At 70.3% G+C, this 26667-nt stretch carries 8 protein-coding genes; 1 reads left to right on the top strand and 7 read right to left on the bottom strand.

Annotation, left to right across the window (positions count from 1 at the left end; genetic code table 11):
• Window positions 1–203: 203 nt before the first annotated feature.
• From AMYBE_RS41405 to AMYBE_RS0110310, 4 genes are all read right to left on the bottom strand, one after another.
• Entirely contained in the window at window positions 204–680 is a 477-nt protein-coding gene (locus tag AMYBE_RS41405; RefSeq protein WP_154676160.1) for a hemerythrin domain-containing protein, read from the bottom strand.
• A 524-nt stretch (window positions 681–1204) separates the two neighbouring features.
• Window positions 1205–2173 (bottom strand): alpha/beta hydrolase, encoded by a 969-nt coding sequence (locus AMYBE_RS0110315; RefSeq protein WP_020659296.1) that lies wholly within the window; start codon window positions 2171–2173, stop codon window positions 1205–1207.
• Window positions 2174–2241: 68 nt separating this feature from the next.
• The gene (locus tag AMYBE_RS43915) at window positions 2242–2739 is read right to left on the bottom strand and encodes an LLM class flavin-dependent oxidoreductase (RefSeq protein ID WP_425386945.1); all 498 of its coding nucleotides are present in this window, start codon (window positions 2737–2739) and stop codon (window positions 2242–2244) included.
• A gap of 77 nt (window positions 2740–2816) precedes the next feature.
• Window positions 2817–3749 (bottom strand): alpha/beta hydrolase family protein, encoded by a 933-nt coding sequence (locus tag AMYBE_RS0110310; protein WP_020659295.1) that lies wholly within the window; start codon window positions 3747–3749, stop codon window positions 2817–2819.
• 161 nt (window positions 3750–3910) lie between these two features.
• Between AMYBE_RS0110310 and AMYBE_RS0110305 the strand changes: the two genes are divergently transcribed.
• Window positions 3911–4516, top strand: coding sequence for a TetR/AcrR family transcriptional regulator (locus tag AMYBE_RS0110305; RefSeq protein WP_020659294.1), 606 nt, complete (start codon window positions 3911–3913; stop codon window positions 4514–4516).
• Between the two features lie 453 nt (window positions 4517–4969).
• Here AMYBE_RS0110305 and AMYBE_RS0110300 read toward each other — a convergent pair whose 3' ends face one another.
• The 3 genes from AMYBE_RS0110300 to AMYBE_RS0110290 all read right to left on the bottom strand — a co-directional run bounded on the left by AMYBE_RS0110300 (window position 4970) and on the right by AMYBE_RS0110290 (window position 26637).
• Window positions 4970–5179, bottom strand: coding sequence for a DUF5988 family protein (locus AMYBE_RS0110300; protein ID WP_027927542.1), 210 nt, complete (start codon window positions 5177–5179; stop codon window positions 4970–4972).
• Between the two features lie 160 nt (window positions 5180–5339).
• Window positions 5340–5654 carry an asparagine synthase-related protein gene (locus AMYBE_RS0110295; RefSeq protein WP_245573177.1) on the bottom strand — a complete coding sequence of 105 codons (315 nt, stop codon included), beginning with the start codon at window positions 5652–5654 and terminating at the stop codon, window positions 5340–5342.
• Between the two features lie 274 nt (window positions 5655–5928).
• Complete coding sequence (locus AMYBE_RS0110290) at window positions 5929–26637, bottom strand: type I polyketide synthase (protein ID WP_020659292.1); 20709 nt, start codon at window positions 26635–26637, stop codon at window positions 5929–5931.
• Window positions 26638–26667 lie beyond the last annotated feature (30 nt).

The raw sequence follows: 26667 nt of genomic DNA, 5'->3' as shown, positions 1-26667 counted from the left end.
CGACAGCCATCCGCGCGGCCGGCGCGACCCGAGCCCGGTGCCAGACACAGCGACGGCTCGACGAACGGCTCCCGCCCGTCCACCTTCAGCGGAGACCGGACCTCGTCCAGCACACCGCGCATCAGCTCGCGACCTCCGCCTGGTGTCCACCTGCCCGGGGAGCCGACGTTGCGCCTGACCGCGCGCGTACGCACGTCCGCAGGTCAGTGCTGATGTCCGGCCAGCCCCTTGGACATGTCCGCGAGCAGGGCCGCAAGGTCGACGCCCGAACTCGTGAGCGCGGGCAGCAACTGCTCGTTTTCCTTGGCGGCATGACTCGCGAACAAGGTGGCGATGCTTTCCGCCACCGCGCCGACGGTGGCGCCCTGGTCGCCCGATCGGAGTTGTTCGACCAGGCCGGCGAGCTCGCGGTGCTCGGCGATCAAGGTGTGCACGAGTTGACTACCGCGAGCCTGGGTGACCGCGGCCGCGTACAGGGTGCGTTCCTCCGCCTCGGCGTGGGGCATGATCTCATCCGCCAGGTACCCCTGAAGCGCCGCCAACTCCTGGTCGTACTGGGAGTTGCGTTCGCCCGCGGCGCAGAGCGCGCCGACCCGCTGTTCGAGCCCTCGGCGCAGCACCGCGTGGTGATGCAGGATCGCGCGCACCGGCTCGGTGGTGTTCTTTTCAGTGACGGCCATGACGACCACCTCCTCCTTCGAGGATATACCAGATCGAGCAGTTTTAACTAGCCAGTCTAGTGTAAACTCCTTGACGCGCTGGCTGCCTGAAGCACCACACCACCGCCACCGCCCGCGTCACCGTGATCGATCCGGATCTGCCGGTGCCGGACTGGACGCTCGACACCGTCAAACCCGATCGTCCGTTGCGCGTGCCGGACGCACCAGTGGTGTTCCTTGTCGCATTTGATTGTCCTTGTCGGTCGATCGTGAGGATCCACTGTCGCCATCGCGATCGTCCTTGGGTACGACAGCCTGCACCCCGATTCACGCCGCGCTGTGCACCCGGCACCAGCCGCGCATCACCGAGTTCTGGCACCCCGCAGATGGGCTGCTGGTGGCCACACCGATCAGCCGCGCCTCCAGCCTGATGACGAGGACAAGCTTCCCGACCGCATGCCGTTGTTCGACGCGCCCGTTCGGGTACGGCTCGCCGAGCCGGGCCACCGGCGGCCCGCGAGGCGCGGACGCGGCGGCGCCGGAAGTCAGCCCACGGCCAGCAGCCGCCGGACCCAGGCTGCCCGGGCCGCGGACGCGATCTGCGAAAGCGAAGCATGGGGGACCATGCCCTCGAATCCGTGGAAGCCGCCCGGCCAGACGTGCAGTTCGCACTGGACGCCAGCCCGCAGCAGCCGAGTGGCGTAGTCGATGTCCTCGTCCCGGAAGGTCTCCACCGAGCCGACGCTGATGAACGACGTAGGCAAGTCGGACAGGTCGGTCGCCCGTGCCGGCGCCGTGTAGATGCTCACGCCGTCGCCACCTCGGCGCTCGCCCAGCAGGGCGTTCCACCCGGTCAGATTGCTGGTGGCGTCCCAGATGCCCGCGCCGTCGAGTTCCTGGCTGCTCGGCGTGATGCACCGGTCGTCGAGCATCGGGCACATGAGCAGTTGCCCGAGCAGCCGCGGCCCACCGCGATCGCGTGCGAGCAGCGCGACACCGGCGGCAAGCCCCCCGCCGGCGCTCGCGCCGGCGACGATGATGCGGTCGGGATCGCCGCCGATTTCCCCGGCGTGTTCGTGGGTCCACAGCAAGCCCGCGTAGCAGTCCTCGATCGGAGCCGGGTCGGGGTGTTCCGGGGCCAGGCGATACTCCACGGATACGACAACCGCGCCGTTGTCGACCGCCCAATCGAGCACCTCGCCCACTCCGGTGCGACGGTCGCCGATGATCATGCCGCCGCCGTGGATGTGGTAGAAGACAGGCGCCCCTGGCGGCAGGCCCGCAGGTCGTAGCACGAGCAGCCGAATCTCCGGACCGTCCGGCGGGCCTGTTACGGAGAGGTCCCGCAGTTCGACGGTCCCGTTCCTGGACAGGTCTTCGTCCACGACCGCGAACAACGGATTGGTTCGCAGCGCCTCGATGTCTTGGGGTGTGATGCGCGGCGACAGATGCTCGTGCACCGCCTTCAGCGCTGCGGCAAGCTCAGGATCGAACGGTGGGTGCGTTCTCGTCATCGGCGGTTCCTCGGTTCGGGGCAGCGATGTCGGCGATTCAGCGTGCGACCTCGCGCGGATAGGTGTGCTCAGGCTGAGGACGACGCGGGCTGCCTGCCGGATGTGGTCGGGCTGGTCGCGGGAGACGGGCAGCACGATGGATCGGGTGATCTCAGCACGCGGCCGGTCCAGCGCCCTGCGGCACGAGGTCGCCTCCTGGATGTCGCCACGGGGAAGTTCCACCGGTCGACATGTTCGGCGACCGCTTCGGCGCGTCCGCCGATCACGACCAGCGAGTGGGGCCGCTGAACGGGTTTGGGGTTGCAGAACGCGCCCGTCAGCCGGTGACAGCCGCCGGGGAAGTCGAACGGCTCGGCCTCGGTCCGCAAACGCCGGATGACCGTGCACGCTTCGGCGAGACTTCCGACCGCGTGGGTGGCTGCGCCGATGCCCAACTCGAGCCGGCCGCCGGAGAGGACATCGACACCCGCCGCGATCTTCGCCGGCCCGGCCGGGAGCGGCCGCCCGAGACGAAGTCGTCGAGTTTGGGCCGCTGGCGCGGACAGCAGTGTCCAGCCCTCGAACATAGGTCCCTTCGGGCCACCGGACACCGGCATGAGGTGGTCCAACAACCAGGTCCCGAAGCTGAGCCTCCGAAGGCTCGTCACTTCGAGTCGACCCTGCCCAGCGGGTCGCTGGTCGACGTAAGAGCCGCTCGGGTGGTCGGCCACGCATCGTTGTCCAGGCCCAGCGCGGTGCGCAGGTACGCCACGGTGGCCGCCTGGACGACCGCGACGCGCTCCGGGCTCTCGTCAGTGGTCCTGGCGTCGTGGGCGCCTTGGATGCCGCCGAGCCCGTGTTCGGCGCCAAACAACGTCAGCAGATCGGTCGCACCCGAGCTGAGGCGGTAGCCGTCGGTGAACCAGTCCGGGCCGCGCACCGTCAGCGGAGACTGGTCGTGGTCACCGGCGACGATCAAACTCGACGTTTTCAGCTCGCTGAAATCCGGACTCATGAACGGGAAGTACTGGGCGGCCATCGGGCTCAGGTCGGCACCACCGGTTCCGGGCAGGCAGAGCAGCACCGCGGCCATGACTCGGGAGTCAGCCATGCTTTCGCCGGGCGTTCCGTTGGCATCGAGGACCCGTGCGCCCACCAGCGTGCTTGCAGTTTGCGCTCCCCAGGAGTGACCGGCGGCCGCGATGCGCTCCCGGTCGATACGTCCGGCCAGCCCAGGCACTTCGGCTTCGACAACACCGAGCTGGTCGATGATCCAAGTCAGATCGTCGGTCCGGATACGCCAGATGTGCGGGGTGCGCGGGTCGTCGGGAGCGAGCCCGAGCGAGTCGAGATGGGTGGGCTGGACGACGACGAATCCATGGGCGGCCCAGAACTCGGCCAGCGGTGCGTAGTCGTCCATGCCCAGGGTCATGCCGTGCGAAAAAACGATGACCGGCAGGTCGCGGCCCGTGGTGGGCGCGGTGACGCGCACCAGCAGGTCCTGACCACGGCCCGGGGCCGCGAGAGTGACCGGCCTGACCGAAATGATGGGGGCGATCACGTCCGCGTCGACGCCGGCCGAGAGTGTGTCGCTCATGTGCTGACTACCTTCCTCGCGATGGGCCAGGTCGGCCCGTTCCGGGCAGGGCGACGATCTGGCAAGGTACTGATACGGAGCATTGCTCCGTATCAAGTTATACGGAGCATCGTTCCGGTTGGCAAGTCGGAGCGCGAAGGAAGCGGGACGGGAGCCTCTAGATGACCACGCCCGACACGCCACCGCCCGGCGGTGGCCGGCGTAAACGATCCGACGCCCTGCGCAACGAACGGACGCTGCTGGAGGCCGCCGCCGCAGTGTTCGTCCGCGCGGGCGTCGACGCCCCCGTGCGAGACATCGCCGCCGAAGCAGGCGTCGGCATGGGCACCATCTACCGGCACTTCCCAACCAGAGCCGACCTGGTGGTCGCGGTCTTCCGACACCAGCTCGACGCGCTCGCGAACCGCACCGCCATCCCCGCTGCCGAAACCCCGTATTCAGCACTGCGGTTATGGGTGGATCGGTTCGCCGATTTCCTCGTGACCAAGCACGGACTCGCCGAGGCACTGCACTCGGACCAGGCCGGGTTCGAGAGCCTGCACGCCGAGTTCGTCGATCGCCTGCTGCCCGTGCTCGACCAGCTTCTGAAAGCTTCCGCCGCCGCCGGCCACACACGCGCGGACATCCGGGCCTATGACCTGATGCTCGGCATCGGGAACCTGTGTATCGGCGTCGAGACTTTTCCCGACTACCAGGCCCGCCGCATGATCGACTTGCTCCTCACCGGCCTCGCACAGCCCACCGAATCCGGACAGGTTCGCCCATGACATCTCATCCAGGGACCTCTGCGGCAGGGTCCGATCGGGGCCGGCGGTCGGCCCTCGTATGCCGAGTCAAGCAGGGCAAGGATTTCCCCGAGAGTCAGTAGCCGCGGATCGGCGTAGGCCGGTCCGCGATCCGAGCTCTCGAACCCGCCCCGAAAGCTCAGCACCTAATACCGACGACGACCCGAACTGCTCCCCCGACGACCAGTTCTGTCCGGACGCACAATTCGGATCAGCAACCTCGTTGCGGCGGGCACTTTGCTGTCTCCGTTCTCCCGAGACGCACGGGCGCGCTTGTCATCCAGGGCAGCAAACCTTGCCGGCGACCCGATCGGAGTCGTTTCCCTGGGATTCGGCGAAAGCTGGACCGCGGTCGGGATATCGAGCCTGGCCGAGGACTAGGTCCGGACACCCGAGAAGACTCCGGGAGCCCATGGATACCCCGGCCACCCGGCGCTACTCCGCGATCTTGGTCGTACCGCACCAGTGGAAAACCGGAAGAGCAACGCCGTCTATATCGACGACCTCGCCATTGTGCGAGAAGTGCTCATACCCCGAGCCGGACATGATCTTGACCTTGTCGTGCAGATTGTCGACCTCCCTGATCCAGTCGCCTTGGCGAACCTGTTCCGGACCACCGGTGAGCACGATCCGCAAGCCGGCCATTTCGATCACCCCTTCCGCAATCGGGAGAGCAGCGTATTGAGGTTGTTCCGGGAATCAGGGTGCACCGCCCGGGACGGGCCAGTCCAGTTCCCTTCGGCAACACTGGCTTTTCCCCTAGAGCTGCCTTTCCGTGGTGCGTGAATTCCCGGGCTTCCCGGGTTCAGCCGACGTCGGTTTCCGGCTGATGGCCCTCGAGCCACCTCGTGATGTCGATCGTCCGGTCGAGGGCCGCCCGGGTGCTGTCCGGGATGTCCGCCGAGGCCTTCCGCACGGAAAAGGGCTCTTCACGCGGTCCTGCACCGAACCTGGCAGCAGGTCGCCCGCAGCCGCGCGGAGAAGGCTCTTCTCGCGCCCGTAGAACGGCTTCAGCCCAGGGGACGTTGTACACGTATTCCATCAGGCGATGATCACCGTACGGCACCCGTACTTCGAGCCCGACCGCCATGCTGATCTGGTCCTTGCAGTCGAGCAGCATCGGCAGGAACCGAGTCAGGCGCGGGTGGCACTTGACCCGCATCCGCCATTCGCGCTCGTCCTCGCCGGGCAGCGACTCGACCGCGGCGGCCGCCTCTCGTCAGGAATTCTGGTAGTAGGTCTCCAGATCGAGCGCAGCCGCCATATCCGAGTTCATCATGCCCGTCGCGTTCGAGCCGACGCCACACCGTGTCGTCGAACAGATCACGAGTGGTCGCAACAGTCGCGTCGAGGTCGTCGGTGTGCTCGCGCGGCCCGAGTGCCGTCCCGATAAGTCAAGACAGCCCGAGTTCGTCGTCCAGGAGGCGGAAAACGTCGTCGTCTGTCGCAGTGTCGAAATCGAACTCCGGGGTCTCTTCGTCCGGTGCCGCGCTTCGGCGGGCGGACCACTTCGCGCGCAGGATCTCCAATCGCCCTTCGATCTGTTTGGCCAGCTGCTCGTCCACCGTGGCATGCGCGAAGGAGGTTTCCAGTTTGTCCAGTTCCGCCAGGAGGGAGGCTGGGCCGTCGGAACCGAGTTCGCCGCGGAGGTGGCCTACCAGCTCCGCGGGAGTCGGGTAGTCGAAGAGCAGCGTGGCGGGCAGGTGCAGGGCGGTGGCGGTGTTCATCCGGTTCCGGAACTCGACCGCGGTCAGCGAGTCGAAGCCCAGGCTTTGGAACTCGCGGTCGGGCTCGATCGCGGTGCCGTCCGGGTGCCCGAGTACCAGTGCTGCCTGGCTGCGGACCAGATCAAGGAGCACCTCGTCGCGGGCCTCGTCCGACAAGCCGGCCAGGCGGCTGGTCAGCGTCTCGGCGGCGACGTGCCCGGCTGTCGCGGAACGCCGGGACGGGGTGCGGATCAGGCCGCGCAGCAGGTGCGGGATCGTACCTTGCGCCCGTACCGCGGCGAGGTCGATCCGGGCGGGCACCACTGCGGCCGTGCCCGTGCTCAGGGCCGCGTCGAAGAGGGCGAGGCCTTGTTCCGGTGACAGGGCCGGCAGGCCGGAGCGCTGCAGCCGTACCAGGTCGGAGTCGCTGAGCGAACCGGTCATTCCGGTGCCGGTCGTCCACGGGCCCCAGGCGAGGGAAACGCCTGGCAGGCCTTCGGCCTGCCTGCGCCGCATCAACGCATCGAGGAAGGCATTGCCCGCGGCGTAGTTGCCCTGCCCCGCGCTGCCGAACACCCCTGCGATCGAGGAGAACACCACGAACGCCGACAACGGGAGCTCCCGAGTCAGTTCATGCAAATGCCAACCGGCGTCGGCCTTCGGCCGCAGCACGTCGTCCAGCCGCTCCGTTGACAACGCGCCGAGCACACCGTCGTCCAGCACACCCGCGGTGTGCACGACCGCGCTCAACGGATGTTCGGTGGGCACGGTGGACAGCAGTTCGGCCAGCGAAGTCCGATCAGCCACGTCGCAGGCCGCCACGGTCGCGTCGGCACCCTGCTGCGCCAGATCCGCGACCAGTTCCTCGGCGTTCGCGGCGGCGAGGCCGCTGCGGCTGACCAGCAGCAGGTGCCGGACACCGTGCTCGATCACCAGATGCTTGGCCAGCAACGCGCCGAGTCCGCCAGTACCGCCGGTGATCAGCACAGTGCCGTCCGGGTTCCAGGCCGCGGCTTCCCCGCCAGCGGCGCGCATCAGCCGTCCGGCGAGGACAGTCTCGTCGCGCACGACGATCTGCGGCTCGTCGGAGCCGAGCGCCGCCAGCAAGAGCGGACCGGACAGCGGGGCCGAACCGGAGTCGAGCAGGCCGAACCGGTCCGGATGCTCCGACTGCGCCGTACGCACCAGGCCCCATACGGCCGCGGCCGCGGTGTCGCTGCCGTCGACCGCGCCTCGTGTCGCGAAGACCAGCCGCGAAGACGCGAACTTTTTCTCCCCGAGCCACTGCTGCATCAAATTCAGCGCTCGCGACGACAATTCATGCGCCGAAGCGGCCGCGTCAGCCGAGTCGCCGCCGAGCGGGACCACCACAAGCTCAGGCACCTCGCCGCCGGCGAACGCCGTCAGATCCTCGACAGCGGACACCTCGTGCCCGTTCAGCGCATCGACGTATGCCGAAGCGTCCGCGCCGAGCACGGCGATGGCACCGGGCACCGCGGGCACCCCGGGCACGCCGACCCAGGTCAGCTCGAACAGCGCGTCGTCCTCGACGCGGCGCAGCTGCTCCGCGGTGACCGCGCGGACCAGCAGCGAGTCGGCCGAGAAGACCGGGTTCCCGGCAGTGTCGGCGACGGCGATCGCCATCGAGTCGTTCGCGGTGCGGGTCAGCCGCACCCGGACTGAGGATGCACCGGAAGCGTGCATCGAAAGGCCTTCCCAGGAGAATGGCAGTCCACCGCCCTCCCCGTCGCCGACGGCGAGCATCGAAGCGTGCAGCGCGGCGTCGAGCAGTGCCGGGTGGACGCCGAACGCGCCGGCCCCTGCCGCTTCCGGCAGCACGACGTCGGCGAAGATCTCGTCGCCGCGTTGCCAGGCCGCGCGCAGGCCCTGGAACGCCGGCCCGTAAGCGAAACCGGCCTCAGCGAATGTCTCGTAGCAGTCCGTTGTCGGCAGCTCTTCGGCGTCGGCGGGCGGCCACCCGGTCGGGTCGAATCCGATTTGCCGGGCCCCGTCCGCGAGCACGCCGCTCGCGTTCTCGGTCCACGGCCCGTCGCCGTCGGGTCGTGAGTGGACAGTCAGCTGGCGGCGGCCGGATTCGTCGGCCTCGCCGACCCACAGCTGCGTCTGCATCGCGCCCGAGGCAGGCAGCACGAGCGGTGCGGCCAGGGTAAGTTCCTCGACGCGTGCGCAGCCGACCTCGTCAGCCGCCCGCAACGCCAGCTCGACGAACGCGGTGCCAGGTACCAGCACCTCCCCCATCACCACGTGATCGGCGAGCCACCGGTGCGTGTGCAGGGAAAGCCGGCCGGTAAACAACATTGCCCCCGTCCCGGCAAGCTCGACAGCCGCGCCGAGCAACGGGTGTCCGGCCGCGGCGAGCCCGGCGGCGGTGACGTCGCCTCCGGAGGGGTCCGGCGCGGGCCAGAAATGCTCGTGCTGGAAGGCGTAGGTCGGCAGGTCGACGCGCCGGGCACCGGGGAAGAACTGGGAGAAGTCCACCTCGGTGCCGTGGACGTGCAGTTCGGCCAGCGCGGAAGTCAGCGACCGCACTTCCGGCTGGTTCTTCCGCAGGACTGGCAGGGCGATCTCGGCGCCCGACAGCGTCTCACGGGCCATCGCAGTCAGCACAGCGTCCGGACCGAGTTCGAGGAAGACCGTAACCCCGTCGCCGGCCATCGCCTCGACGCTGTCGGCGAAGCGCACGGCCTCGCGGACGTGCCGGACCCAGTATTCCGGAGTGCACAGCTCCCCCGGCTCCGCGATCCGGCCGGTGAGGTTCGAGACGACCGGCACGGCGGGCTCGGCGAAGGACACGCCGTTGAGAACCGCCCGGAACTCCTCCAGCATCGGTTCCATCAGCGGCGAGTGGAAGGCGTGGCTGACCGACAGGCGTTTGGTCCGCCGTCCTTCGTCGGCGAAGCGCCGCGCGATCTCCTCGACCGCGTCGGTCGCTCCGGAAACCACGACCGACAGCGGCCCGTTGACCGCGGCGATCCCCGCTTCCGCCTCCCGGCCGGCCAATGCTGCGGCGACCTCGGCTTCGGACGCCTGGACCGACACCATCGCCCCGCTCGCCGGAAGTTCCCGCATCAAGCGAGCCCGGGCGGCAACCACCGCGCAGGCGTCTTCGAGGGTGAACACCCCGGCGGCGTACGCAGCCGCAAGCTCGCCGATCGAGTGCCCACCGAGCTGATCGGCGGAGAGGCCGAAAGACCGCACCAATCGGAACAGCGCGACCTCGAAGGCGAAGAGCGCGGGCTGCGTCCAGCCAGTGTTGTCCAGTGCCCCGACGTCCTCGCCCCAGACCACCTCGCGCAGGGTCCCGTCCAGGTGCCGCTCCAGCTCGTCGACGACCGAGTCGAACGCCTCCGCGAACACCGGGAACCGCGCGGACAGCTCCCGGCCCATGCCGAGCCGCTGCGAACCCTGGCCGGTGAACAGGAACGCGGTCTTCCCACTTGCGACCGTTCCTTCGATCAGCCCGGGGTCGGGCTTTCCTGCGGCCAGCGCGGTCAGGCCGCGTACGGCTTCGTCGGATTCCCCAGCCAGCACCACCGCGCGGCGGTGGAAACGGGACCGGCTTTGGGCGAGCGAGAATCCGACGTCCACCGGATGCAGGCCCTCAGTCTCGGACAACAGGCGCGCGGCCTGTGCCCGAAGAGCCGCCGGGGTTTTGCCCGTCAGTATCCATGGCACGACCTCGACCGGAGCGGCCTCGGCGGGTGCCGGGAGCGGGGCGGGCTGCTCGATGATCGTGTGCACGTTCGTGCCGCTGATGCCGAACGACGACACCGCCGCCCGGCGCACCCGGCCGGTCTCGGGCCACTCGACCGGCTCGGTCACCAGGGCGACTTCGCCCGCCGACCAATCGACCTCGCCCGACGGCGCGTCCACGTGCAGCGTCTTCGGCACCATGCCGTGCCGCATCGCCATGACCATCTTGATCACGCCCGCGACGCCGGCCGCGGCCTGCGCGTGCCCGATATTGGACTTCACCGACCCCAGCAACAGCGGCGTCGCACGGTCCTTGCCATACGTGGCGAGCAAGGCCTGCGCTTCGATCGGGTCGCCCAGCGTCGTGCCGGTTCCGTGCGCTTCCACCACGTCAACGTCTGAAGCGGACAGACCGGCCGCGGCCAGCGCTTGGCGGATGACCCGCTGCTGCGACGGACCGTTCGGCGCGGTCAAGCCGTTGGACGCACCGTCCTGATTGACCGCCGAACCCCGCAGCACGGCCAGAACCTGATGGCCGTTGCGCTGAGCGTCGGAAAGGCGCTCCAGCACCACCATGCCGATGCCCTCGGCCCAGCCGACCCCGTCGGCGGAGCTCGCGAACGCCTTGCATCGACCGTCGGCCGACATGCCCTTCTGCCGGGAGAACTCGACGAAGGTACCGGGCGTCGACATCACCGTCACGCCGCCGGCCAATGCGAGCGAACACTCGCCGCTGCGCAAAGCCTGCGCGGCCCAATGCATCGCCACCAACGACGACGAACACGCCGTGTCGACGGTGACCGCCGGGCCTTCCAGGCCCAGCGTGTAGGCCACTCGTCCGGAGGCGACGCTGCCCGCGCTGCCGTGGCCCTGGTAACCCTCGTACTCCTCGGCGGACAGCGTTGCGCTGTAGTCGTTGTACATGACGCCCGCGAACACGCCGGTTTGGCTGCCCCGCAGCGAAACCGGGTCGATCCCGGCGCGCTCCAGGGCTTCCCAGGACACCTCCAGCAGCAGCCGCTGCTGCGGGTCGGTCGTCATCGCCTCGCGCGGGCTCATCCCGAAGAACCCGGGATCGAATTGGCCCGCCTCGTGCAAGAAACCGCCGGAACGTGTGTAGGAGGTGCCAGGATGGTCCGGATCGGCGTTGTACAACGCGTCCACGTCCCAGCCGCGATTCTCCGGGAACCCGGTGATCGCGTCGACGCCGCCCTCGACGAGCCGCCAGAGGTCCTCCGGCGACTCCACGCCGCCCGGGTACCGGCAGCCCATTCCGACGATCACCACCGGATCGCCGTCAACCGGTGCCAGTGCTGCCCGACCGGCCGCGGCCGCACCGCCGAACAGCGTGTCGAGCAGGTGCTCGGCCAGCACGTCCGGAGTCGGGTAGTCGAAGACCAGCGTGGCGGGCAGCTTGAGGCCGGTGCCGGTGTTCATCCGGTTGCGGAACTCGACGGCGGTGAGCGAGTCGAAGCCGAGGTCGCGGAAGGTGGCGCCGGGGTCGATCTCGTCGGAACCGTCATGCCCGAGCACGGTCGCGACCTGCGTCCGCACCAGGTCCAGCAGCTCGGCTCGGCGTTCGGTTCCGCCGAGGTCGGCCAGTCGCCGGACCAGTCCGGCGGCGGTCGCCGAACCCGCCGCGCGACGGGCCGGAGTCCGGATCAGCCCGCGCAGCAGCGCCGGGATCTCGTCTCTGGTGCGCAGCACCGGCAGGTCGAGGCGGACCGGCAGGACGATGGTTTCGCCGGCGGCCAGCGCGGCATCGAACAACGCTGCTCCGCGCTCCGGCGACAACAGCAGAATTCCGGAGCGGGCGACCCGCTCCAGGTCGGCGTCGCTCAGCTCGCTGGTCATCCCGCCGGTCTGGGCCCACGGACCCCAGGCGAGGGAAACGCCCGGCAGGCCCTCGGCGTTCCTGCGCTGCATCAGCGCGTCGAGGAAAGCGTTGCCCGCGGCGTAGTTGCCCTGCCCGGCGCTGCCGAACACGCCAGCGATCGAGGAGAACACCACGAACGCCGACAGCGGAAGGTCGCGGGTCAGCTCGTGCAGATTCCATCCGGCGTCGACCTTCGGCCGCAGCACGCGATCCAACTGCTCGGGCGACAGCGAGCCGAGCACACCGTCGTCCAGGACGCCCGCGGTGTGCACGACCGCGGTCAGCGGATGTTCTTCGGGGATCGCCGCGAGGACAGCCGCCAGTGCCGCGGAATCCGAGGCATCGCAGGCTTCGATCCGCACGTCCGCACCGAGATCGGCGAGTTCGGCGACCAGTTCGTCCGCGCCCGGTGCTGCTGCGCCGCTGCGGCTCAGCAGCAGCAGGTGCGCTACGCCGCGCTCGGCCACGAGATGCCGGGCGAGGATCGCGCCGAGACCGCCGGTACCGCCGGTCAGCAGGACGGTGCCGTCCGGATCCCATTTCCCGGCGGGAGTCTCGGCGGCGAGGCGCACGAGGCGTCCCGCGAGCACCGCTCCCTCGCGAACCATGACCTGGGGTTCGCCGGAGCACAGCGCGTTCGCCAGCAGCTCGCCGTCGCCGTCGGCTAGGTCGACCAGGCCGAACCGGCCCGGCTCTTCGGCCTGCGCCGCGCGGACGAGACCGGCTACCGCCGCCGCGGCCAGATTTTCGCCGGAATTCGCGCCGCGGCTGACAAAGACCAGCCGCGTCCCGGCGAACCGCTCCTCGGCAAGCCATTCCTGGAGCAATGCCAGTGCCCGCGCGGTCGCGATGTGCACCTGCTCCGGAGTGGCTTCGGACGCGTCCGCCGACGACACCAGCACCGGTCCGGAGGGAGAGCCGATCGAGGCCAGCTCTGCGTGCTCCTCGCAGGCGAACCCTGCGCCGTGCAGTACCCCGGCGAGGCCGAGCTGATCGGAGCCGAGCACCGTCGGCGTGCCGAGCTCGGCCGTGCTGACCGCGTCCGCCGGAACCCATTCGAGGCCGAAGAGCGAATCGCGCTCCACGGTGGCGCTGCCGAGCTGTTCGGCCTCAAGCGCGCGGACTCGCAGCGCACCGACCGACGCGACCGGCGCACCGGTCTGGTCGGTCACCGCGACCGTCATCGCTCCTTCGGCGTCCCAGCCGAGTTTGACGCGGATTTCCGCGGCTCCGCGGGCGTGCAAGGACACGTCCGTCCACGAGAACGGGACCGACCGCCGCGACGGGTCGTCCGCTGCGCGGCCGTCGAACGCACCTGCGTGCAATGCCGCGTCGAGCAGTGCCGGATGCAGGCCGAATCCGGCGGCGCCGGCCCCTTCGGGGAGTGCTGCCTCGGCCCACACTTCGCTTCCTGCCCGCCACACTGCACGCAGGCCCCGGAACATTTCCCCGTAGTCGAACCCATCTGCAGCGCGCTGTTCGTAGAAATCGGCCAGCTCGACCGGTTCCGCCCCGGCGGGCGGCCAGTCCGGTGCGCCGAACCCGGCCCGGTGCTCGCCGAGGGCAAGCACTCCGGTGGCGTGCCGAGTCCACGGCTCGTCTTCGGCGTCGCCCGGTCGCGAGTAGATGCTGACCGCGCGCCGGCCGGACTCGTCCGGCTCCGCGACCGCGACCTGGAGTTGCACACTGCTCTGTTCGGGCACCGCCAGTGGAGTCCCCAGCGTCAGCTCCTCGACCCGGTCGCAGCCCGCCTCGTCGCCCGCCCGGATCGCCAGTTCGAGCAGCGCGGTCCCGGGCACGAGCACTCGGCCGTGCACGACGTGGTCCGCGAGCCATGGCTGCGTGCGGGTCGACACGAGTCCGGTGAGCAGCACCGTGTCGGAGTCGGCGACTCGCACGGCCGCGCCGAGCAACGGGTGTTCCGGCGCGCCGAGCCCGGCGGCGCGGACGTCGCCGGGCGACGTTCCCGCGCTGGACGGCCAGTAGCGGCGATGCTGGAAGGCGTAGGTGGGCAGGTCGACCGGGCGTGCGCCGGGGAACAGCGACTCCCAAGCGACGTCGACCCCGCGCACGTACAGGTGGGCCAGCGCGGTCAGCGCCGTCAGTTCTTCTGGACGATCCTTGCGCAGCGACGGAACCGCCACCGCGTCCTCTGGCAGGGACAACTTGGCCGCGCTCGACAGCGCCCCGTCCGGACCCAGATCCAGGAAATTGCCGACGCCTTCGGAGACCAGCGTCTCGACGCTGTCGGCGAACCGGACCGGTTCCCGCACCTGCCGCACCCAATAGTCCACCGAGGCAATGTCCGCGAGCTGCCCGGTCACCGCCGACACCACCGGGATCCGCGCCGGACCGAACGACAAGCCCGCGATCGCCCGTTCGAACTCCGCCAGCATCGGATCCATCAACGGCGAATGGAACGCATGCGACACCGCCAGCCGGCGCGTCCGACACCCCACCTCCGCCAGCCGCTCCTCCACGGCGCGGACCGCGGCTTCGGTCCCCGACACGACCACCGACTCCGGGCCATTCACCGCCGCGATCGACACCCCCTCGGCCAGCAACGGCACCACGTCGGCCTCGGCCGCTGCCACAGCCGCCATCACGCCACCGCCGGGCAGTTCGCCCATCAACCGCGCCCGCGCCGAGACCAGCACACACGCGTCTTCCAGCGACAGCACCCCCGCGACATGCGCGGCAGCGATCTCACCGACGGAATGACCCGCCACGAAGTCCGGCCGCACCCCGAACGACTCCACCAACCGGAACAACGCCACCTCGACCGCGAACAACCCCAACTGCGCATGCCGCGTATCGTCAAGCGCCCCGGCGTCCTCGCCCCACACCACCTCGCGCACCGGACAGTCCAGCAGGCCCGCGACCGCGTCGAACGCTTCGGCGAACACCGGGAACCGGCCATACAGCTCCCGGCCCATCCCCAGCCGCTGCGAACCCTGACCAGTGAACAGGAATGCCAGCCGGCTGTCCGCCGCCGCTCCCTCGATCGCGCCGGTTCCGGTCAGGATTTCCGTTGCCTGGTCGCAGCTTTCGGCCAGCACCACCGCGCGATGCTCGAACGCCGAACGCGACGCGGCCAGCGAGAAACCGACGTCGCCCAGCGCCAGTTCCGGGCTGGACTTCAGCCGCGCGGCCAACCGCCCGGCCTGCGCCGCGAGCGCTCCCGGCGTCTTGCCCGAAAGCAGGAGCGGGACCACGCCGGAGTGCATCGGCCGCGCGGTCTCCTCGGCGACCGCTGGCAGCTCCTCCAAAATCACATGCGCGTTGGTGCCGCTGATGCCGAACGACGACACCCCGGCCCGGCGCGCCCGCCCGACCGCCGGCCACGCCCTCCGCTCGGTCAGCAACGACACCGCGCCACCGGTCCAGTCCACATGGGACGAAGGCTCCGCCACGTGCAACGTCTTCGGCACCACCCCATGCCGCATCGCCAGCACCATCTTGATCACCCCCGCGACACCAGCCGCAGCCTGCGCGTGACCAATATTCGACTTCACCGACCCCAGCAACAACGGCGTCACCCGATCCTGACCATAAGTCGCCAACAACGCCTGCGCCTCGATCGGATCACCCAACGACGTACCAGTACCGTGCGCCTCCACCACATCAACATCCGACGACGACAAACCCGCCCCCGCCAACGCCTGCCGGATCACCCGCTGCTGCGCCGGACCATTCGGCGCCGTCAACCCATTCGACGCACCATCCTGATTCACCGCCGAACCCCGCACCACCGCCAACACCCGATGACCGTTCCGCTCAGCATCAGACAGCCGCTCCAACACGACCATCCCAACACCCTCAGCCCACCCCACACCATCCGCACCATCCGAAAAAGCCTTGCAACGGCCGTCAACCGCCATCCCCCGCTGCCGCGAAAACTCCACGAAGGTGCCGGGCGTCGACATCACCGTCACGCCACCGGCCAGGGCCAGCGAGCACTCGTCGGAGCGCAAAGCCTGTGCGGCGAGGTGCATCGCCACCAAGGAGGACGAACACGCCGTGTCCACGGTGACCGCCGGGCCTTCCAGACCCAGTGCGTAGGAAACACGGCCCGACGCGACGCTGCCCGCGCTGCCGCTGCCCTGGTATCCCTCGAACTCGTGGCTGTCGAGCAGGGAGCTGTAGTCGTGATACATCACTCCGGCGAACACGCCAGTCTGGCTGCCGCGCAGCGTCACTGGGTCGATCCCAGCCCGCTCCAGCGCCTCCCACGAGACCTCCAGCAGCAGCCGCTGCTGCGGATCGGTCGTCAACGCCTCCCGCGGGCTCATCCCGAAGAAGCCGGCGTCGAACTCGGCCGCTTCGGGCAGGAAGCCGCCGGAACGCGTGTACGAGGTGCCGTGGTGATCAGGATCGGCGTCGTACAGCGCCGCCACGTCCCAGCCGCGGTTTTCCGGGAACTCCGTGATCGCGTCCACGCCGTCGGCGACCAGCCGCCACAGGTCCTCCGGCGACTCCACGCCGCCCGGATAACGGCAGCCCATTCCGACGATCACCACCGGGTCGCCGTCGATCCGGGCCAGCGTCGGCGCCGCGGCGGCCGGGCGGACGCCGACGAGCTGGTCCAGCAGGTGCCCAGCCAGCACCGACGCGGTCGGATAGTCGAAGACCAGCGTGGCCGGAAGCCGCAGTCCGGTGGCGGCGCCGAGCCGGTTGCGCAGTTCGACGGCAGTCAGCGAATCGAACCCGAGGTCGGTGAACGCCCGGGCCGGGTCGATCTCGGCGGCCCCGGCGTGCCCGAGCACGATCGCCACTTGGGCGCGGACGAGGTCGAGCACGGCACGAGCCTGTTCTTCCGCGCCGAGCCCGGCTCCGAACACCGGTCGCGAGCCCGGATCAGCCGCGGCCGCACGGCGGTGCGCACCGCGGATGAGCAGCCGCAGCAGTTCCGGGACCTCGCCCTGGGCGCGCAGTGCAGCGAGGTCGAGCCGGGCCGGAACGACGACTGCCTCACCGTCGCCCAGTGCGGCGTCGAACAGCGCCAGGCCGCGTTCGACGGTCAGCGACGGCATCCCGGACCGCGCGATGCGGTCCATCTCGACTCCGGTGAGGGTGCTGGTCATCCCACCGGTGCGCGCCCACGGGCCCCAGGCCAGCGCCGACGCGGGCAGGCCGAGAGCTTGCCGGTGCCGGGCGAGCGCATCGAGGAACGCGTTCCCGGCCGCGTAGTTGCCCTGCCCGGCGGAGCCGAACGTCCCGGCCGCCGAGGAGTACAGGACAAAGGCGGCGAGCCCGTGGGCCTTGGTCAGTTCGTGGAGGTTCCACGCGGCGTCGGCCTTGGCTTTCAGGACCGCGTCAAGACGTTCGGGCGTCAGCGAGCTGAGCACGCCGTCGTCGAGGACCCCGGCGGTGTGCACGACCGCCGACACCGGGTGCCCGGCCAGCAGGTCGGCGAGAGCGTCGCGATCCGACACGTCGCAGGCCGCGATCTGGGCTTCGGCACCCAGTCCGGCGAGATCCGCGATGAGCTGGGCCGCGCCGTCAGCCTTGTCGCCCCGTCGGCTGATCAGCAGGAGGTTCCGCACGCCGTGGGCACCAGCCAAGTGCCGCGCCAGGACGCTTCCGAGGCCACCAGTGCCGCCGGTGATCAAGACGGTGCCGTCGGGATCCCAGGCGTGCCGTGCCCCTGCGGCCGGGAGACGGTCGAGACGCGCGGCGAAGATCTCGCCGCCACGGATCGCCAGTTCGGGTTCGGCGGAGGCCAGCGCGCCGGCCAACGCCGCCAGCGAGGCTTCGTCGTCGTCCAGGTCGATCAGGCCGAACCGGCCCGGATTCTCGGTCTGTGCCGTCCGGACAAGCCCGGCTGCGGCGGCTCCGGCCAAGTCGGCGCCGGTGGTGGCGCCCTTGGTCACGAAGACCAGGCGGGAGCTCTCGGTCAGCCACTGCTGAAGGAGCCCGAGCACGGCGGCAGTCACCGAATGCGCGGCCGCAACCGGGTCCGTGCGGTCGCCGACGATCGGACAGACCACGACTGGCGCCTTCTCCTCGCCGAGCGTGACCCCGGCCGAGCGCAGTGCGGTTTCGAGGCCCGGCGCTTCCGTTCCGAGGACGGACACCGGTCCGTTGACCGAGGCCAGCCCCGAGACGGGAACCCAGTCGAGCCGGAACAGGTCGTCCGAGGCAGCTTCCGCCGAAGCAGGGCCGGCGAGCAGTTGATCATCGGCCAGCGCACGGACCGCCAGCGCCTCTACGGTCGCGACCAGGCCGCCCGCCGGGTCCGCGACAGTGATGGACACCGTGTTCGTTCCGGTGCGCGCGAGCCGTACCCGCAACGAGGACGCGCCGGTGGCGTACAAGGAGACGCCCGTCCAGGAGAACGGGAGCGCACCTGCATCGATGTCCAGTCCGGCAAGCGAAATCGCGTGCAGTGCGGCGTCGAGCAGTGCCGGGTGCAGACCGAATCCGGCGGCGTCGGTTCCTTCCGGAAGCCGTACTTCGGCGAACGCTTCTTCGCCTCGACGCCAGACGGCGCGGAGTCCGCGGAAGACCGGTCCGTAGTCGAAACCTGCCTCAGCAAACCGTTCGTAGCAAGCGGAAACGTCGACTGCGACAGCGTCTTGCGGAAGCCAGCCGTCCTCGGCGCCAGCACCGGGCTCCGCGGTTTCCGCCAGAAGACCGACGGCGTTCCTCGTCCAGGCGCTGGCGTTCCCCGCCCGCGAATAGACGGCCACCCGGCGAAGCCCGGCGCTGTCTGGCGCGGAAACGGACACCTGCACCCGCAGCGATCCGTCTTCCGGCAGGATCATCGGCGCGGCCAGGGTCAGCTCCTCGACCCGGCCGCAGCCTGCCTCGTCGCCCGCCCGGATCGCCAGTTCGAGCAGCGCGGTCCCGGGCACGAGCACTCGGCCGTGCACGGCATGGTCGGCCAGCCACGGATGGGAGCCGAGGGAAAGGCTGCTCGTGAAAAGCAAACCGCCGTCGTCGTCGGCGAGTTCGAGCGAGCCACTGAGCAGCGGATGGTCCGGGGCGGCGAGTCCGAACGCGGCCGCGTCGCCTGGCTCCGGCACGGCGTCGGGCCAGAACCAGTTGTGCTGGAAGGCATAAGTGGGCAATTCGACCCGGCGCGCGCCGGGGAAGAACGAACTCCAGGCCACCTCGACCCCGCGCACATGCAGCTGCGCCAGCGCAGTCAGCGCGGTCAGCTCCTCCGGACGATCCCTGCGCAGCAACGGGATCACCGCGGTGTCCTCCGGCGCGGACAAGCGCGCCGCGGCCGACAGTGCCCCGTCCGGACCCAGCTCCAGGAAATTGCCGACGCCTTCGGAGACCAGCGTCTGAACGCTATCAGCGAACCGAACGGGCTCCCGCACCTGCCGCACCCAGTATTCCGGCGATGACACGGCCCCGCTCGTCCCCGGCACCACGGGAATCGCCGGCTCCTCGAACGACAGGCCCGCGATCGCTCGCCCGAACTCCGCCAGCATCGGATCCATCAACGGCGAATGGAACGCATGGCTCACCGCCAGCCGCCGCGTCCGACGCCCCACCTCCGCCAGCCGCTCCTCGACGGCGCGGACCGCGGCTTCGGTCCCCGACACGACCACCGACTCCGGGCCATTCACCGCCGCGATCGAGACCCCCTCTGCGGTCAGCAACGGCAGTACTTCCGCCTCACTGGCCCGCACCGCCGCCATCACGCCACCAACAGGCAACCCGCCCATCAGCCGCGCCCGCGCCGAGACCAGCACACACGCGTCTTCCAGCGACAACACCCCCGCCACATGCGCCGCAGCGACCTCACCGACCGAATGCCCAGCCACGAAGTCCGGCCGCACCCCGAACGACTCCACCAACCGGAACAACGCCACCTCGACCGCGAACAACCCCAACTGCGCCCACTCGGTCCGGTTCAGCAGCTCCGCGTCCTCGCCCCACACCACTTCCCGCACCGGACAGTCCAGCTGTCCCGCGACCGCGTCGAACGCCGCCGCGAACACCGGGAACCGACCATACAGCTCCCGGCCCATCCCCAGCCGCTGCGAACCCTGACCAGTGAACAAAAACGCCGTCTTCCCCGGCACGACCGCGCCCTCGATCGCGCCGGTCCCGGTCAGGACCTCCCTCGCCTGGTCGCAGCTTTCGGCCAGCACCACCGCGCGATGCTCGAACGCCGAACGCGACGCGGCCAGCGCGAAACCGACGTCGCCCAGCGCCAGTTCCGGGCCGGACTCCAGCCACGCGGCCAACCGCCCGGCCTGCGCCGCGAGCGCTCCCGGCGTCTTGCCCGAAACCAGGAGCGGGACCACGCCGGAGTGCACGGGCCGTTCGGCGTCCCCGGAGGCTTGCGGCTGTTCGAGAATGACATGCGCGTTCGTGCCGCTGATCCCGAACGACGACACCGCCGCCCGGCGCACCCGGCCCGTCTCCGGCCACTCGACCGGTTCGGTGAGCAGCTCGACGGCACCGGCATCCCAGTCCACATGGGACGAAGGTGCCGACACGTGCAACGTCTTCGGCGCCACCCCATGCCGCATCGCCAGCACCATCTTGATCACCCCCGCAACGCCAGCGGCGGCTTGGGTGTGCCCAATGTTGGACTTGATCCCGCCCAGCAGCAACGGAATCTCCCGGTCCTGCCCGTACGTCGCCAGCAACGCCTGCGCCTCGATCGGATCACCCAGCGTCGTACCGGTTCCGTGCGCCTCGACCACGTCGACGTCCGAAGCGGACAGTCCCGCGTCGCCCAGGGCCTGGCGGATCACCCGCTGCTGCGCCGGACCATTCGGCGCCGTCAACCCATTCGACGCACCATCCTGATTCACCGCCGAACCCCGCACCACCGCCAAAACCCGATGACCATTGCGCTCAGCATCAGACAGCCGCTCCAACACGACCATCCCAACACCCTCAGCCCACCCCACACCATCCGCACCATCCGAAAAAGCCTTGCAACGCCCGTCAACCGCCATCCCCCGCTGCCGCGAAAACTCCACGAAGACGTCCGGGCTGGACAGCACGGTCGCACCGCCGGCCAAGGCCAAGGAGCACTCGCCGGAACGCAAAGCCTGCGCTGCCCAATGCATCGCCACCAACGACGACGAACACGCCGTGTCCACGGTGACCGCCGGGCCTTCCAGACCCAGCGTGTAGGAAACGCGGCCCGAGGCGACGCTCGGGGCGCTGCCGTTGCCGCGGAACCCCTCGAATTCCTTGCCGGACAACAGCCGGCCGTAGTCGCTGTACATAATTCCTGCGAACACACCGGTCCGGCTGCCGCGCAGCGACAGTGGGTCGATCCCAGCCCGCTCGATCGCCTCCCACGACGCTTCCAGCAGCAGCCGCTGCTGCGAATCGGTGGCCAGCGCCTCGCGCGGGCTCATCCCGAAGAAGCCCGCGTCGAACGCGCCCGCGTCGTGCAGGAAGCCGCCGGAACGCGTGTAGGAAGTGCCGAAGTGGTCGAGATCTGGGTGGTAGAGCCCGGCGGTGTCCCAGCCGCGGTTTTCCGGGAACTCGGTGATCGCGTCCGAGCCGCTCTCGACGAGCCGCCACAGATCCTCGGGCGAACTCACGTCGCCGGGATAACGGCACGCCATTCCGACAATCGCGATCGGATCGTCGTCCACCGGCCCGGGCGCAGGGACGCGGTCGCTGCTTGCGCCGTCTGCCGATCCGAACAGCTCTTCGAGAAGGTAGTCGGTCAGCGCGCCTGGCGTGGGGTAGTCGAAGACGAGCGTGGCGGGCAGCCGCACCCCGGCGGTGTCGCTGAGCCGGTTGCGCAGTTCGACCGCGGTCAGCGAATCGAACCCGAGGTCCTGGAACGACCGGGCGGCGTCGATCGAGCCCGCCCCGGCGTGCCCGAGCACCAGAGCGACCCGGCTGAGCACCTGGTCGAGCAGGACTTCCCGGCGGTCGTCGGCAGTCAACCCGGCGAGCCTCCGGACCAGGCCGCGGTCGCTGCCCGACCGGGCGGCGACCGCCCGGCGACGCCGGGCTGGGACGAGCCCGCTCAGCACCGGGGGCACCTCGCCCGTCGAGCCGAGCACCGCCAGGTCCAGCAGCACCGGCGCCACGACGGCTTCGGCGCTCGTCACCGCGGCGTCGAACAGGGCCGTGCCTTGCTCGGCGGTCAGCGGCGGGACGCCGGCGCTGTTCATCCGGTCGAGGTCGGCTCCGGTGAGCCCGCCGGTCATGCCCGCTTCCGGGGCCCAGGGTCCCCATTGCAGGGATACCCCGGGGAGGCCGAGGGCCTGGCGGTGCTGTGCGAGCGCGTCGAGGAAGGAGTTGCCCGCGGCGTAGTTGCCCTGTCCGGCAGCGCCGAAGGGACTCGCCACTGACGAGAACACGACGAACGCGGACAGGTTACTGGTCAGCTCGTGCAGATTCCAGGCCGCGTCCACCTTCGGCCGCAACACGGTCTCGACCTGGTGCGGTGTCAGGGCAGCGATCGTTCCGTCGGCAAGCACACCCGCGGTGTGCACCACGGCGGTCACCGGGTAGTTCGAGAGCAATGCGGCGAGTGCGTCCCGGTCAGCGAGATCGCAGGCGGCGACGATGACTTCGGCTCCCTGTGCCAGGAGTTCGTCCCGGAGCGCGGGGGCACCCTCAGCGCTCAGCCCGCTGCGGCTGGCCAGCACCAGCTTGCGGATGCCACGCGAAACCAGGTGTCGGGCGAGGACGCTGCCGAGACCGCCGGTGCCCCCGGTGATCAGCACTGTGTCGTCGTCGCCCAGCCCAGCCGCGCCAGGCGATTCCGGCAATCGTTCCAGCCGTGCGGCGAGCACCGCGTCCCCCTGGACACGCAGATTCGGCTCGGCCGACGCTGACGCCACCGCGCGCGGCAAGGTAGTGCTCGACGCCGGGTCGGCGTCGAGATCGATCAGGCCGAACCGGCCGGGATGCTCGGTCTGGGCGGATCGCACCAGCCCCCACACCGCGGCGGCGACGAGATCTTCACCCGTGGTCGCGCCGCGGCCGACGAAGACCAGCCGCGACCCGGCGAAGCGCTCCTCGGCCAGCCAGCTCTGCAACTGGCGCACCGTCGCCGTCACCGCCGTGTGCACGGCTTCGACCGGCGCGGCGGCCGTCGCCGACACCGTCACGAGGACGACGTCCGGTACCTCGTCGGTCAGGAGAGCGGCGAAGTCTTCGTGCGGCACCACGAAATCGCCGAGCCCCAGCTGATCGGCGCCCAGCAGGGCCACCGGCCCGGCGACCGCTCCGGCGGGCGGCACTGGGACCCATCCGGTCCGGAAGAGCGCGTCGCGGCGCGCACCGACCGGCTGGTCCACCGGGACGGTCCGGAAGACGACGGAATCGACCGAGGCGATCGGTTCGCCGTCAGCGTCGGCGACGGCGAGCGAGATCGCGCCATCCCCGACCGGCCGCAGCCGGACCCGCGCCAAGGCTGCGCCGGCGGAGTGCAGCGAGACGCCTTCCCACGAGAACGGCACGCCGCTGCGGCCGTCTTCGCCGCGTTCGGCGAGGGCTGCGGTCTGTACTGCCGCGTCGAGCAGCGCAGGGTGCAGGCCGAACGCTTCGGCTTCCTCAACCGAACCAGGCAGCTCCACCTCGGCGAAGACGTCCTCGCCGAGCCGCCACACCGCACGCACCCCTTGGAACACCGGGCCGTATTCGAAACCGCCCTCGGCGAACCATTCGTAGGCCCCGCTGAGGTCGACCGGCGCCGCTCCGGCCGGCGGCCACACCGCGGCGCCGAACGGCTCGCCCGGACGGCTCGCCTCAGACAGCACCCCGGTCGCGTGCCGCGTCCAGGGTTCGCCTTCTCGCCGGGCGTGGATCGCGAAGGTTCGGCGGCCGGACTCGTCGGCCGCGCCCACCCGCAGCTGGACCTGGACCGCGTCCCGTTCGGGCAGGACCAGCGGAGCGGCGATCGTCAGGTCTTCGAGCCGGTCGCAGCCGACTTCGTCGCCCGCCCGCACCGCCAGTTCGACGAAGGCTGCGCCGGGCAGCAGCACCCTGCCCTGCACCACGTGATCGGCCAGCCACCGGTGAGAGTCCAGGGACAGCCTGCTGGTCAGCACCACGCTGTCGGCGTCGGCCAGCACGACGGCCGCGCCAAGCAGCGGATGCGCGGGCGCGTCGAGACCGGCCGCCCCGACGTCGCCGGGACGGCCCGGCGCGGTGTCCGGCCAGTACCGCTCGTGCTGGAACGCGTACGTCGGCAGGTCCGTCCGGCTGCCGCCGACGACGAAACCGGTCCAGTCCACCGAGGCGCCCTCGACATACAGCTGCGCCAGCGCACCGAGGGCGGCTTGCTCCTCAGGCCGGCCCTTGCGCAGGATTGGCAGCACCGTCGCCTCCGGCGGGGCGGATTCGCGCGCCATCGCCGAAAGCACCCCATCGGGGCCTAGTTCCAGGAAGGTCCGGACACCTTCTTCGGTCAGGGCCCGGATCCCGTCGGCGAACCGGACGGTTTCCCGGACGTGGCGCACCCAGTAGTCCGGCGAGCGCAGCTCGTCCTCGGCCGCGGTCTCGCCGGTCAGGTTCGACACCACCGTGATTTCCGGCCGGTGGAAAGAAATCTCCGCGACGACCGAGCGGAACTCGGCGAGCATCGGATCCATCAGCGGGGAATGGAACGCGTGCGACACCCGCAGTCGGGAGGTCTTGCGGCCCCGGCCCGCGAACTGGGCGGCCACCGCGGCGACGGCGGCTTCGGCACCGGAGACGACGACCGAGCCGGGTCCGTTGACCGCGGCGATCGAAACGTCGTCGGAGAGCAGAGGCGTCACTTCGCCCTCGGCCGCCTGGATCGCGATCATCGCCCCGGAAGAGGGCAGCGCCTGCATCAGCCTGGCCCGCGCCGCGACCAGCTTCGCCGCGTCCGCGAGCGAGAACACCCCGGCGACGTGCGCCGCCGCGACCTCGCCGATCGAATGTCCGGCGACGAATTCGGCGGCGAGCCCCCAGGAGGTCACCAGCCGGTAGAGCGCGACCTCGACCGCGAACAGCGCGGGCTGGGTCCACCCGGTTTCGTTCAGGGACTCGGCCTCGCCACCCCAGACGACCTCCTTCAGCGAACGGCCCAGCAGGCGGTCGAGTTCCGCCGTCACAGCGTCGAACGCCTCGGCGAAGACCGGGAACCGCTCGTACAGCTCGCGCCCCGCGCCGAGCCGCTGCGAACCTTGGCCGGAGAACAGGAACGCGGTCTTGCCGCCGGACACCGAGCCTTCGGCGAGCCCGGGAGCGGGCTCCCCGTCGGCGAGCGCCGACAGCGCGTACAGTGCGCTTTCGCGATCGCCCGCCGTGAGCACCGCCCGGCAGGCGAACCGCGAACGGCCGGTCGCGAGCGAAGCAGCAACGTCCATTGAGGACACTTCAGGCCGCGTCCGCAGGTGCGAGAGCAGCCGCGCGGCCTGGCCGCGCAGCGCCTCCGGGGTCTTCGCCGACAAGACCCACGGCACCACGGTGCCCTCGACCGGGGTGCCGCCGGGTTCCTCGGCGGTTTCGGGAGTCTGTTCAAGGATGACATGCGCGTTGGTGCCGCTGATGCCGAACGCGGACACCCCGGCCCGGCGCGGGCGGCCGACCTCGGGCCACTCCTGCTGGGCGGTCGCGAGTTCCACCGCACCGGAGGTCCAGTCGACGCTGGTCGTGGGTGTTTCGGCGTGGAGTGTCTTCGGCACGACGGCTTCCCTCAGCGAAAGCACCGTCTTGATCACCCCGGCCACCCCGGCCGCCGCCTGGGCGTGGCCGAGATTCGACTTGACCGAGCCGAGCAGCAGCGGGTGGGCGCGGTCGCCGCCGTAGACCGCGAGCAGCGCCTGTGCCTCGATCGGGTCGCCGAGGCTGGTGCCGGTGCCGTGCGCCTCCACGACGTCGACCTGGTCGGGCGCCAAGCGCGCGTTTTCCAGCGCCGCCCGGATGACCCGCTGCTGAGAAGGACCGTGCGGCGCGGTCAGCCCGCTGCTCGCGCCGTCCTGGTTGACCGCCGAACCGCGGATGACCGCGAGCACCCGGTGCCCTCGCCGCCGCGCTTCCGAGAGCCGCTCCACCACGACGACGCCCGCGCCTTCGCCCCACGCCATCCCGTCGGCGCCCTCGGCGAACGCCTTGCACCGCCCGTCGCGTGCCATGCCCCGCTGACGCGCGAACTCGACGAACGCGCTCGGCGTCGCCATCACCGTCGAGCCGCCGACCAGCGCCATCGAGCATTCGTCGTTGCGCAGCGCTTGCACGGCCCAGTGCAGTGCCACCAGAGACGACGAACATGCGGTGTTGACCGTGACCGCCGGTCCTTCGAGGCCGAGGAAGTACGAGATCCGTCCGGAAAGGACACTCGCCGCAGTGCCGGTCAGCACGTGCCCCTCGGTGCCGTCCGACTGAGCAGCCTCCGCGCCGTACGTCGATTCGACCGCGCCGACGAAGGTGCCGACCTCGGTGCCGCGCAGGGAATGCGGATCGATCCCGGCGTGCTCGATCGCCTCCCACGTCACTTCGAGCAGCAACCGCTGCTGCGGGTCCATCGCCAGCGCCTCACGCGGCGAGATCCCGAAGAACCCGGCGTCGAAGGCGGCAGCGTCGCGGAGGAAGCCGCCCTCCACGACATAGGTCTTGCCCGGCTTGTCCGGGTCGGGATCGTAGATCGCGGCCGCGTCCCATCCCCGGTCGGGCGGAAACCCGGTGACCGCGTCGCGGCCCTCCAGCAGCAGCTGCCACAGCTCGTCGGGAGAGTCCGCTCCCCCGGCGTACCGGCAGCCCATGCCGACGATCGCGATCGGCTCGGCGCGGGCGGCCTCGGCCGCCTCCAAGCGCTGCCGGGTCTGCCGCAGATCAGCGGTGACCGCCTTGAGGTAGTCGCGGAGCTTGTTTTCGATGCTGGTCATGCGGGTGCTGCCTCCGGGCTGAGGGCCGAT

The sequence above is a fragment of the Amycolatopsis benzoatilytica AK 16/65 genome, from assembly GCF_000383915.1.
Taxonomy (GTDB): domain Bacteria; phylum Actinomycetota; class Actinomycetes; order Mycobacteriales; family Pseudonocardiaceae; genus Amycolatopsis; species Amycolatopsis benzoatilytica.
The sequence above is the reverse complement of the archived record's forward strand: the minus strand, read 5'-3'. Positions and strand labels throughout refer to the sequence as shown.